Below are 9844 nucleotides of genomic sequence, written 5' to 3' on the forward strand. Positions count from 1 at the left end.
GATGAGGACCGTTGGATTGCTCCTGAATTCCTCATCCTGAGGCGCCCGCGCAGCGGGCCTCGAAGGACGCACGACTGACGCCACGTCACACTTGCCGACCCCTTCCGCGAGCGTAAGCTAACCGCTGATAAGTCGCCGAGACGGGCGTCGGTCAGGGAGTGGAACATGGTCGGCATCGCCGCCTGGGGGGCCTATGCGCCGCGCCTTCGCCTCAGCCGCAAGGCGGTGACCCAGGCCAATGCCTGGGTCGCGCCGAACCTGCGGGCCAAGGCCAAGGGCGAGCGGTCGATGGCCAACTGGGACGAGGACGCCCTGACCATGGCGGTCGAGGCCGCCCGCGACGCCCTGGGGCCGGACGACGACCGCTCGGCCATCGACGCTCTTTATTTCGCCTCCACGACGGCGCCGTTCGTCGACCGCCAGAACGCCGGCGTCGTCGCCGCCGCCCTGACGCTGGAGAAGGCCATCGCCTCGGCCGACGTCACCGGCTCGCAGCGCTGCGGCCTCGCGGCCCTGGGCCAGGCCCTGGCGGCGGTGCAGGGCGGGGCAAGCCAGCGAGCCCTGGTGGCGACCGGCGAGCACCGCCGCGCTCGCGCGGCGTCCAGCCAGGAACTCGACAACGGCGACGGCGCGGCGGCGTTCGTGATCTCGACCGACGCCGTTGCGGCGCAGTTCCTGGGTCGGGGCAGCATCACCGACGACTTCGTCGACCACTTCCGCGGCGCTGACAGTGAGTTCGACTACGGCTGGGAGGAGCGTTGGATCCGCGACGAAGGGATCGTCAAACTGGTCCCGCCGGCCATCCGCCGAGCGCTGGAGGTTTCCGGCCTAACCCCCGACGACGTCAAGCATTTTTGCTTCCCGTCCACCTTCGCGGGCATGGCCGCCAGCCTGGCCAAGACGGTGGGGATCGCCCCCGAGGCGGTGCGCGACAACCTGGCCCTGACCCTGGGCGAGGCCGGCTGYGCCCACGGTCCGCTGATGCTGGCCCACGCCTTGGAAGACGCCCAGCCGGGCGACGTCATCCTGGTCGCCCAGTTCGGCCAGGGCGCCGAGGCGCTGGTGTTTCGGGTCGGCGACGGGGTCGCGAGCGCTCGCCCGGCGCGCGGCGTCACCGGCGCGTTGGCCGATCGAAGAGAAGAGCTCAACTATCTGAAGTTCCTCACCTTCAACGGCCTGGTCGATTGGGACAAGGGCATGCGGGCCGAGAAGGACAACAAGACGGCCCTGACCACGCTTTACCGGAACCAGGACATGATTCTGGGCCTGGTCGGCGGCCGCTGCCGCGAGACGGGCGTGGTCCAGTTCCCGCGCACCCGCATCTCCGTCGCGCCCAACAATCCGGCCGTCGACACCCAGGAGCCGTACCGCTTTGCCGAGCGCAAGGCGTCGGTGCTCAGCTACTCGGCCGACTTCCTGACCTTCTCGATGAGTCCGCCCAACCATTACGGCATGATCGTCTTCGAGGGCGGCGGCCGGATCATGATGGACATCACCGACGTCGAACAGGGCGAGGTCGACAGCGGCCTGCCGGTCAAGATGGTGTTCCGCATCAAGGATGTCGACGAGAAGCGCGGCTTCGTCCGCTACTTCTGGAAAGCCGCGCCGGACCGCGCGGCGATCGCCGCCAAAGCTGTCTTGGCGGCGGAATAACTCGATGTCAGATCGCGCGCTTCACGTCTGTGGCGGCGAAGTCGTTGCCCTTGAACAACAGCGGCAGGTCGCGCGCCTTGGCGAGGGCGTAGCTGAAGCAGTCACCGTAGTTCAGGCCGTGGCGGCCACGCCTGTATCTCTTGAAGGCTTGCTCGGCCAGTTCGGTCAGCTCGTCGTCGAAGGCGACGGTCGTGAGCTTCAGATCGGAGATGACCGCGCTAAGGTCGGCCGCCTTTTCATCGCCATGCCGTCGCGTGACCACGACGAAGGCCTCCAACCGGCTCGGCGCCGAAATGAGCCCGGGCTTGTCGAAGAGCAATTGCAGGAAGCTCTCGGCTTCCGGTTCGCCTTGGAAGATCGCGATCAGGGCCGAGGTGTCAACGACGATCACCTGGGCAGGCCGTCCGCGTCATACACCAGCTCTTCGTCGGCGCCCGCTTCCAGGATCGGCGCCGCCCTAACGCGCCGCTGGATCTCGCGAATGCGTAAGATCCGCGCCTCGCGCTCCTCAGGGGTCTCGACCTCACGCACGGGCGTTCGGTCAAGCCGTTCCTGCAAAGCGATAGTCACCGTATCGGCCAGGCTTTCGCCTGTCCGCTCGGCCAATTGCCGGGCCATTCGATCTGTTTCGTCGCTGAGGATGTGCCGGGTCATGTCGCACAACCTACACCCGATCAATACGGCCACAAAGCCGAGCCAGACCTAGGGAGAACCACCATGGCCAAGGGCATCCGCGACAAGGTCGCCATCCTGGGGATGGGCTGCAGCAAGTTCGGCGAGCGTTGGGACGCCGGCCCCGACGACCTGATGGTCGAGGCCTATATCGAGGCCATGGCCGACGCCGGCATCGAGCCCAGCCAGCTGGACGCGGCCTGGTTCTCGACCCATGTCGACGAGCTGGGCACGGGCAAGGGCGGTACGCCGCTGTCGATCGCCCTGCGCCTGCCCAACATCGCCGTCACCCGGGTGGAGAACTTCTGCGCCTCGGGCTCCGAAGCCTTCCGGGGCGCGGTCTACGCCGTGGCGGCGGGCGCGGCCGACATCGCCATCGCCGTGGGCGTCGAGAAGCTGAAGGACACCGGCTATGGCGGTCTGCCGGTCGGCAATCCCGGCACGCTGGCGCCGCAGATCATTCCCAACGGCTCGGCCCCCGGCAACTTCGCCCAGCTGGCCAGCGCCTACCGCGCCAAGCACGGGGTCTCGCGCGAGGACCTCAAGCGGGCCATCGCCCACGTCTCGGTCAAGAGCCACGCCAACGGCGCCAAGAACCCGAAGGCCCACCTGCGCAAGGCCGTCACCGAGGAGCAGGTGCTGAACGCCCCGATGATCGCCGAGCCCCTGGGCCTGTTCGACTGCTGCGGCGTGTCGGACGGGGCGGCCGCGGCCATCGTCACCACGCCGGAGATCGCCCGGGCGCTGGGCAAGAAGAACCTGACCATGGTCAAGGCCCTGCAGCTGTCGGTCTCCAACGGCTACGAGAGCCAGTACAACGGCTGGGACGGCAGCTACTTCCACACCGCCCGCATCGCCGCCGGCAAGGCCTATCGCGAGGCCGGCATCGAGCGGCCGCGCGAGCAGATCTCGATGATGGAGGTGCATGACTGCTTCTCGATCACCGAGCTGGTGACCATGGAAGACCTGTTCATCTCGCCCGAGGGCCAGGGCTGGCGCGACGTGATGGACGGCTTCTACGACGCCGACGGGGGCCTGCCGTGCCAGATCGACGGCGGGCTGAAGTGCTTCGGCCACCCGATCGGGGCCTCGGGCCTGCGGATGCTCTACGAGATGTACCTGCAGCTCCAGGGCAGGGCGGGCGAGCGCCAGCTGAAGGACCCGGTGTTCGGCATGACCCACAATCTGGGCGGCGCGCCGGCCAGCAATGTCTGCTCGGTGGCGATCATCGGACAGGAAGGCGCGTAAGGGGTTTCGCGCCGTCTCGCGCGACGCGGCGGCTTCGTGTAACCAGGGGCCATGGCCGACCGCTTCAAGGGTTTCAAGCGCTGGATCTTCGCGGGGGCGGTGCTGTTCCTGGCGCTCGTCCTGGCGGCGGCGTTCTACTGGCGCTACGACATTCTGCGCACGACGCTGGACCCGAAGATCCCGTTCCAGACCTATGATCCGCCGCCGGCCCCGAACTACGCCAAGTCGGACGCCTGGGCGCTGCGGCCCCAGGCCGGCGCGGCGGGCAGAGGCGCGGCCGACGTGTTCTTCGTGCATCCCACCAGCTATGACGGCGGCCGCGACTGGAACGCGCCGTTCGACCAGCCCAAGGCCACGCGCGACCTGGCCCGGGTGATGCTGCCCAACTACGCCGCCCCGTTCGCCCGGGTCGGGCGGATCTTCGCGCCGCACTATCGCCAGGCCAGCCTCTACACCTTCCTGACGTTGCGAGACGACGCCCGGGACGCGCGGCGCTTCGCCTATGACGACGTCCGCGACGCCTTCCGCCACTATCTGCGCTACGACAACGGCGGACGGCCGATCGTGCTGGTCGGGGTGGAGCAGGGCGGCGTCCTGGCCGGGCGGCTGCTGAACGAGGAGATCATCCCCAATCCGGCGCTGCGAAGCCGACTGGCGGGGGTCTATCTGATCGAGACCGTGGTCCCGGCCGACGAGTACGGTCCCGGCGCGGTCGTCCCGGCCTGCGGCCGCCGCGACGAGGCCGGCTGCGTGGTCGCCTGGGCGTCGCTGACGGACGGCGACTTCCAGCGGGCCCAGGAGCTGACCAACCGGTCGCTGGTCTGGAACGGCGGCGGCGAGCTGGTCACGATGGACGGCCGCCGGCCGCTCTGCGTCAATCCGCTGCTGGGCGCGCGCAGCGAAATCCGCGCCCCGGCCAAGCTGAACCTCGGCGCGGTCAACGCCACGGGGTTGGAGTGGGGCTCGCGGCCGGCCCTGCTGAAGCGCCAGGTCTGGGCCCAGTGCGAGAACGGCCTGCTGCATACGGGCAGGCCGAAATCGACCTCGCTGCGCGACAGCGGCTCGTGGACCGACCGCCGCAAGGTGGATGGGTTCAACCTGTTCTGGGCGGACATCGAGGCGGACGCGTCGGCGCGGGTGGCGGCGTTGAAGAAGCGCGGGGCAGTTGCCGCGACTCCCCAATAGCCACCCCTTGAATCCGCTCATCCCGGCGAATGCCGGGACCCATCCCATGGTTGTGTGGCTGATTGGAAAGGCTCAACGCTGATGGCGTCGCCCCTAAAGCCTTTCCATCTTGGTCCCGGCATTCGCCGGGATGAGCGGTTCAGTGGGAAGACTCGGCGCGKTTGGATTGAGCCTCCAGCGCCGCCAAGCCCCAAWAGGTGGGCTGGTCGATCGCGACCCGATCCACGACGCTGGCCCTCAGGTGCGCCAGCACCGCCGGGTCCAGCGGGGCCAGGCGGCCATCCGCCAGCCGCGCGCAGAGCTCGGCGTTCAGCGTCTCGAAATCCCCGTCCAGGCTCAGCAGGGCCCGCAGCCGTCCGACCGCTGCCGCTTCGGCCGCCGGTCCCAGGGCCGACTCGCGCTCCAGGGTCGCGCGGGCGTTGTCGGCGACCCGAGCGATGAAGGCGCCGCGAGCGTCGCCTGGGGGGGCAGGCTCGACGGCGGCCAGGGCCTGGGTCAGTTCGGCGGCGGTCGGGTGGGTGATCACGACGCGGCCTCCATCAGCAGCACCAGGTCGATCTCGGTTTCGCTGGCCCGCCGTCCGATCATCGCCCGCTCGATGGAGCGATCCGCGCCCGAGGCGAAGCTCAAGTACATCATCAGGCACATGACGCCCCATTTCAGCGAGCCCAGGGCCTGCCAGAACAGCAGCCGGTCCAGCGAGACCGGCGCGCCGCCGGCCGCCGCATGGCCGTCCAGCAGGTCCTGGTAGTCGCCGAACCCGCCGACCGGGCTGCGCCATTGCCCGAACCGCCAGGAATTGACGCAGATCCAGCCCAGGTCCTCGGCCGGGTCGCCCAGATGGGCCAGCTCCCAGTCCAGCACCCCGACCAGGCCTCTCGCTGGATCGATCATCAGGTTGCCGTTGCGAAAGTCGCCATGCACCAGCACCGGCCGGTCCAGCGGCGGGGCGCGATCGGCCAGCCAGCGGAAGGCGGCCTCGAACACCGGCCGCCTGGCGCCCGACTGGCGATAGACCGCCTCGTAGCGGGCCAGTTCGCTGGCGGCGTCGGAGGTCTCCAGGGGCGGCAGTCCCTCTAGCGGCGTGGCGTGGATCGCCGCCAGCACCTCGCCGCAGCGCCGGGCCAGGCCGGGGCGGACGGCGGCGAAGGCCTCGTCGCGGACGATCCGCTTGCCCAGGGTCTCGCCCTCCAGCCGGCGCATGACATAGGCCTCGCCCAGGCCGTCGGCGGGCTCGCAGACGCGGACCACCTCGGGCACGGGCGCGCCCTGGGGCGCGACGGCGGCCAGGAGGGCGGCTTCGGTGGACAAGGGCAGGGCGGCGGTGCTCATCGCGCCGCCGGAGGGGCGGCGTCGCAGGATCAGCGGCGTCCCGTCGTCGAGGTCGAACGCCCAGGTCTCGAGGCTGGCCCCGCCCGACAGCCGGCGAGCGTTCAGCGCGGTCGTCGCGCCGGGCGACAGGCGCGGAGCGAGGGCGGAGAGGGCGGCGGGGACTTCCAYGGTCGCCAGCCTCCTTCGCCTCACCCAGCGTCATTCAAGCCGACTTTGCCGACTTGTCTATCCCGCGTCGTTCAGGGGCGAGGCGGCCTTCCAGTCGAACAGTTCCTGCAGGGTCCGCACCGCCTGGCCGCGTGGCGAGGTCAGGTCCGGGTCGCGGGCCAGGATCAGGCGGGCGTCGTCGGCGGCCACGGCGATCAGGTCGCGGTGGGCGACCGGGTCGGCCAGCCTGTAGGCGGGGAAGCCGCTCTGCTTGAGGCCCAGCGGGTCGCCGCCGCCGCGCAACTCCAGGTCCTTCTCGGCGATCTCGAAGCCGTCGTCGGAGCGGCGCAGGATGTCGAGCCGTTGCTGGGCGACCTCGGACAACGGCGGGTCGTAGAGCAGCACGCAGGAGCTCTCGCGCGAGCCGCGACCCACGCGGCCGCGAAGTTGGTGAAGCTGGGCCAGGCCGAAACGGTCGGCGTGCTCGATGACCATGATGCTGGCGTTGGGCACGTTGACCCCGACCTCGACCACGGTGGTGGCCACCAGTACGCTGACTTTGCCGTCGACGAAGTCGGCCATGACCGCGTCCTTCTCCGCGGCGGGCATCTGGCCGTGGACCRGGCCGACGCTGGGGCCGATGGCCTGGCGGAGGCTGGCGGCCCGCTGCTCGGCGTCGCGCAGGTCGATCTTCTCGGACTCCGAGACCAGCGGGCAGATCCAGAAGGCCTGGGCCCCGGCCTCGGCGGCGGCCTTCAGCCGGGCGATGATCTCGGGGATGCGCGGGGTCGGGGCGGCGCGGGTGGCCACGGGCGTGCGGCCCGGCGGCTTCTCGTCGATCCGCGAGACGTCCAGGTCGCCGAACACGGTCAGCTCCAGGGTGCGCGGGATCGGGGTGGCCGACATGGCGACCAGGTGGGCGCCTTCACCCTTGTCCTGCAGACGTTTGCGTTCGTTGACGCCGAAGCGGTGCTGTTCGTCGATGATCGTCAGGCCCAGGGCCTTGAACGCGACGTCGTCCTGGAACAGGGCGTGGGTGCCCACGGCCACGGCGGCAGAGCCGTCGGCCAGCTTGGCCAGCTTCGAGGCCCGGGCCGCGCCCTTGTCGCGGCCGGTCAGCAGGATCACCGCCAGGCCTTGGGCCTCCAGCGACGGGGCCAGGGTTTCGTAGTGCTGGCGGGCCAGGATCTCGGTCGGCGCCATCAGGGCCGACTGCAAGCCGCTGGCGGCGGCGTCGGCCATGGCCAGCATGGCCACCACGGTCTTGCCCGAGCCGACGTCGCCCTGCAGCAGCCGACCCATCCGCTCGCCGCTGGCCATGTCGCCGCGCACCTCGGACAGGGCGCGGATCTGGGCGCCGGTCAGCTTGAAGGGCAGGGCCTTCTCGACGGCGTCCGACAGCGGGCCGGCGTGGATGCGCGGGGCGGGGTGCGAGCGCTTGCCGGCCTTGCGTTGGGCCAGGGCCAACTGGTGAGCCAGCAGTTCGTCATAGCCGAGGCGGCGGCGGGCCGCCGACATCGGCGACAGGTCGATCTCGGCCTGCGGGCCGTGCAGCAGCGCCAGGGCCTCGCGCCAGGCCGGAAAGCCCTCGCGGGTCAGCCAGGCCGGATCCTGCCATTCGGGCAGGTCGGCGGCGCGCTCGAGGGCCTCCTGGGCGAACTTGCGGAAGGTGCGCGAGGGCAGGCCGGCGGTGGCGGGATACACCGCCTCGACCGGCGGAATGTCGGCCAGCTTGTCGGCTTCGAGCAGATAGTCGGGGTGGGCGACCTGGATCTCGTTGCCGTAGCGCTCGACCTTGCCGCTGACCGCGCGCTTGGCGCCGACCGGATGCTGGCGCTCCAGGTGCGGGCCGTGGCCCTTGAACCAGGTCAGGGTGACGAAGCCGTGCTCGTCCCAGGCGCGGATCCGCCAGGGCTGGCCCGAGCGCTGCGGCGGCATGTGGGCGTCGATGGTGACCAGGAAGGTCTGGACCTGGCCGTCGATCGCGCGGTCCGAGGTGGTGGCCGTGCGACGGATCAGGCTTTGCGGCGGCGTGAACAGCACGTCACGGACGAGCGGCCCCGCCAGGCGCTCGACCAGCGGCGCGACGCGCGGCCCCACGCCCTTCAGCGTGGAGACCGGCGTGAACAGCGGAAAGAGAATCTCGGGGCGCATTGACGCCACCATAGCGAAGCCTGCGCCAGATGTGGACGCCGCCGTGTTCTCTTTTCGTGCCGAATTGGGAGGTAAGCTCGACCGTAAAAGGTCGGACGGATCCCGGGCCGACGTTTCCGTCGTCCCGGGAGATCCGGAAAGGGCGCTAGTCGCCCTTGTTCATGGCCGGTTTCGCGGCGGCCAGGATGTCCTGCAGTTCGTCCGAACGCGAGGCGCCGGAGACGTTCAGGCGCGTGTAGAGGTACTCGGCCTTGTGCTTCAGGGCCGCCTCGGGGAAGCGGCTGCCCGCCCCGTGCAGATTGTTGGCCTCGCCCGCATAGACGATGCTGCCCGCCGCATCGACGAACACGAAATTGCCAGCAATCGTCGTCCGAGGATCGCGATCCTCGGCCAGCTTGTAACGGTAGACAGCGCCCGATGCGCCTTGCAGATCGATATAGGGTTTCACTGGACCTCGCCTCACAGCACACGGCGTCGGCGGAGAGGAGGTGAGGGGCGCCGGAGGCCAAATTATGACCTTAGGCCGCTCACCTTGCTGAGGAATCGCCGCGTACGCTCTTCCTTAGGCGAACCAAGCACTTCGGCGGAAGGGCCTTGTTCAATTATAACGCCGTCATCCATGAACAGCGTCCGATCGGCAACATCGCGGGCGAAGTCCATCTGGTGGGTCACGATGACCATCGTCCGCTTCTCGGCGGCCAGATCGCGGATCACCGTCAGCACCTCGCCGACCAGTTCCGGGTCCAGCGCCGAGGTCGGTTCGTCGAACAGAATGACCTCCGGATCCATGGCCAGGGCCCGGGCGATGGCGCAGCGCTGCTGCTGGCCGCCGGACAGCTCGCGGGGGTAGGCGTCGATGCGATGGGCCAGGCCCACCTTCGTCAGCAGGGCCCGGGCCTTGTCGTAGGCGGCGGCCGGTTTCACCCCGCGCACGACGATCAGCCCCTCGGCGACGTTCTGCAGGGCGGTGCGGTGCGGGAACAAGTTGAAGCTCTGGAAGACGAACCCGACCCGGCCCTTCAGGGCGCGGGCCAGGGGCGGCTTGGATCCCGCCCCATACGAGGATGTGACACCGGCCACGGTCAGGGTTCCGCCGTCGATCAGCTCCAGCCCCGCCAGGCAGCGCAGCAGGGTGCTCTTGCCCGAGCCGCTGGGGCCGATCACGGCGACCACCTCGCCGGGCGTTACGGTCAGGTCCACGCCGTTCAGCACGGCCGTGTCGCCGAAGCGCTTGATCAGGCCCTTGGCGTCGATCGCGCTCCCCAAGGTGGTGGTCATCGGCGGCCCTCCGCCTGGCGTTCCAGCCGGGTCTGGCCCAGGGCCAGGAGGCTGGAGAGGATCCAGTAGAGGGCGGCGGCCGCCAGATACATCGCGAAGATCTCGTAGGTCCGGGCGGTGATCAGTTGGGCCTGGCGGAACAGCTCGGGCACCTGGATCGTGGCGGCCAGGGAGG

Annotated in this window: 10 protein-coding genes and 1 pseudogene; 3 read left to right on the forward strand and 8 right to left on the reverse strand. The window is 69.8% G+C overall.

Translation table 11 applies throughout. From position 1 onward, the window contains the following. Positions 1 to 165 precede the first annotated feature (165 nt). Positions 166 to 1653 carry a hydroxymethylglutaryl-CoA synthase family protein gene (locus AC1DZ6_RS11410; protein WP_477097298.1) on the forward strand — a complete coding sequence of 496 codons (1488 nt, stop codon included), beginning with the start codon at positions 166 to 168 and terminating at the stop codon, positions 1651 to 1653. A 7-nt stretch (positions 1654 to 1660) separates the two neighbouring features. Here the strand turns inward: AC1DZ6_RS11410 and AC1DZ6_RS11415 are convergent, their stop codons facing one another. Then, positions 1661 to 2044: a type II toxin-antitoxin system VapC family toxin gene (locus AC1DZ6_RS11415; protein WP_477097299.1), complete on the reverse strand. Its 384-nt coding sequence runs from the start codon at positions 2042 to 2044 to the stop codon at positions 1661 to 1663. Continuing rightward, a complete protein-coding gene (locus AC1DZ6_RS11420; RefSeq protein WP_477097300.1) occupies positions 2041 to 2307 on the reverse strand; it encodes a type II toxin-antitoxin system VapB family antitoxin in 267 nt (88 codons plus the stop codon). Before AC1DZ6_RS11420 ends, AC1DZ6_RS11415 begins: the two co-directional genes overlap by 4 nt. Positions 2308 to 2370: 63 nt before the next feature. On the opposite strand from AC1DZ6_RS11420, the gene AC1DZ6_RS11425 reads away from it, so the two are divergent. Further along, entirely contained in the window at positions 2371 to 3573 is a 1203-nt protein-coding gene (locus tag AC1DZ6_RS11425; protein ID WP_477097301.1) for an acetyl-CoA acetyltransferase, read from the forward strand. A gap of 51 nt (positions 3574 to 3624) precedes the next feature. Then, the gene (locus AC1DZ6_RS11430; protein ID WP_477097302.1) at positions 3625 to 4758 is read left to right on the forward strand and encodes a DUF3089 domain-containing protein; all 1134 of its coding nucleotides are present in this window, start codon (positions 3625 to 3627) and stop codon (positions 4756 to 4758) included. 139 nt (positions 4759 to 4897) lie between these two features. Here AC1DZ6_RS11430 and AC1DZ6_RS11435 read toward each other — a convergent pair whose 3' ends face one another. From AC1DZ6_RS11435 to AC1DZ6_RS11460, 6 genes and pseudogenes are all read right to left on the reverse strand, one after another. After that, complete coding sequence (locus AC1DZ6_RS11435; protein WP_477097303.1) at positions 4898 to 5284, reverse strand: DUF6285 domain-containing protein; 387 nt, start codon at positions 5282 to 5284, stop codon at positions 4898 to 4900. Continuing rightward, complete coding sequence (locus AC1DZ6_RS11440; RefSeq protein WP_477097307.1) at positions 5281 to 6258, reverse strand: phosphotransferase family protein; 978 nt, start codon at positions 6256 to 6258, stop codon at positions 5281 to 5283. The genes AC1DZ6_RS11435 and AC1DZ6_RS11440 overlap by 4 nt, the downstream gene beginning before the upstream one ends. A 57-nt stretch (positions 6259 to 6315) precedes the next feature. Beyond that, on the reverse strand, positions 6316 to 8391 hold the full coding sequence (gene recG, locus AC1DZ6_RS11445) for an ATP-dependent DNA helicase RecG (RefSeq protein WP_477097304.1): 2076 nt from the start codon (positions 8389 to 8391) through the stop codon (positions 6316 to 6318). Between the two features lie 145 nt (positions 8392 to 8536). Beyond that, complete coding sequence (locus AC1DZ6_RS11450; protein WP_477097305.1) at positions 8537 to 8839, reverse strand: hypothetical protein; 303 nt, start codon at positions 8837 to 8839, stop codon at positions 8537 to 8539. Positions 8840 to 8901: 62 nt separating this feature from the next. Continuing rightward, positions 8902 to 9669, reverse strand: a complete 768-nt coding sequence (locus AC1DZ6_RS11455) for an amino acid ABC transporter ATP-binding protein (RefSeq protein ID WP_477097306.1) — start codon at positions 9667 to 9669, stop codon at positions 8902 to 8904. Further along, positions 9666 to 9844: pseudogene (locus AC1DZ6_RS11460) on the reverse strand (amino acid ABC transporter permease); the annotation flags it as partial. The pseudogene AC1DZ6_RS11460 and the gene AC1DZ6_RS11455, both read right to left, overlap by 4 nt.

The organism is Caulobacter sp. P1_B12_2, assembly GCF_056406675.1.

What these genes read in the sequence shown, in the direction of transcription:
- AC1DZ6_RS11430 (WP_477097302.1), top strand. Translation starts at nt 3,625, where the DNA reads ATGGCCGACCGCTTCAAGGGTTTCAAGCGCTGGATCTTCGCGGGGGCG.
- AC1DZ6_RS11420 (WP_477097300.1), bottom strand. Translation starts at nt 2,307, where the DNA reads ATGACCCGGCACATCCTCAGCGACGAAACAGATCGAATGGCCCGGCAA.
- AC1DZ6_RS11455 (WP_477097306.1), bottom strand. Translation starts at nt 9,669, where the DNA reads ATGACCACCACCTTGGGGAGCGCGATCGACGCCAAGGGCCTGATCAAG.
- AC1DZ6_RS11425 (WP_477097301.1), top strand. Translation starts at nt 2,371, where the DNA reads ATGGCCAAGGGCATCCGCGACAAGGTCGCCATCCTGGGGATGGGCTGC.